This window comes from Oleiphilus sp. HI0128 (assembly GCF_001635365.1).
Genome location: NZ_LWGG01001242.1, coordinates 1 through 1,102, shown reverse-complemented (window position 1 = coordinate 1,102; position 1,102 = coordinate 1). Strand labels below are relative to the sequence as shown.

The following is a 1,102-nucleotide window of genomic DNA, read 5'->3' as shown; positions in this document are numbered from 1 at the left end:
CCGTGTAGATGGGAAATACGGATAAAAAAATGCGCCGGTCACATTTCAATTAACCCGAAAGGTCGCACAATTGAGCGTTTGAGAATTTTACGTGCCAAGCAGTCAAACGGAGATATGCCTAATACCAGCGGGCTTACCTCTCAGACCATGCAGGCCTGCTTGGCAAAATAGAGTTGGCAAAGTAAGCGCCTGAGATCCCTCCAGACAAGTTAGTCATCCATACCTTGTCCTCCCACCCTGAATTTCCTGAAGCCTATATTTTCAGGCATAATATAAGCTTAAATTTTTGATTCAGGATATCCCATGCAAGAAATCACTATTCAAGCCCCCGATGACTGGCACCTTCACTTTCGAGATGGAGACATGCTCGCAGAAACTGTCCCGGCAACCGCTCGGTGCTTTAAGCGAGCGATAGTGATGCCTAACCTTGTCCCGCCTGTTGTTAACACAGAAATGGCACTTGCTTATAAAGCCAGAATTGAAAACGCTATACCTGAAGGAGTCGATTTCACTCCCTTAATGACCCTATATCTGACAAACGATACAAAGCCCGAAGACATTACTCGCGCCAAGCAAGCGGGCATTATTGCAGCCAAGCTTTACCCAGCAGGAGCAACAACCAATTCCGATGCTGCAGTTTCAGCCTTGAACGAGCTTTACCCGGTTTTTGAGGCAATGCAAGCTTGCGACATGTTATTACTGATTCACGGTGAAGTGACCTCTCATGAGGTTGATATCTTTGATCGGGAAAAGTTTTTTATTGAACAACACCTAGCCCCTATCACCGAAAAATTTACCGAGCTAAGAGTTGTTTTTGAGCATATCACAACCTCTGAAGCTGCTCAGTTTGTACAAGCAGGCTCAGACAAACTGGCCGCAACGATCACTCCCCAACACCTGCTCCTTAATCGTAATGACCTGCTCGTAGGCGGTATTCGGCCCCATAACTTCTGCCTACCTGTACTTAAACGCAACACCCACCAAACAGCGCTTAGAGAAGCTGTAAAGAGTGGCTCAAGCAAATTCTTCCTTGGAACCGACTCAGCACCTCACGAAAAGGCGAAAAAAGAGTCATCTTGCGGCTGTGCTGGCTGCTACAGTG

General features: G+C 46.8%; 1 protein-coding gene. It reads left to right on the top strand.

All coding sequences use genetic code 11. From position 1 onward, the window contains the following. Positions 1 to 303 precede the first annotated feature (303 nt). Positions 304 to 1,102 (top strand): dihydroorotase (gene pyrC, locus A3763_RS21100; RefSeq protein WP_068760451.1); only part of this gene is annotated, 799 nt, incomplete at its 3' end.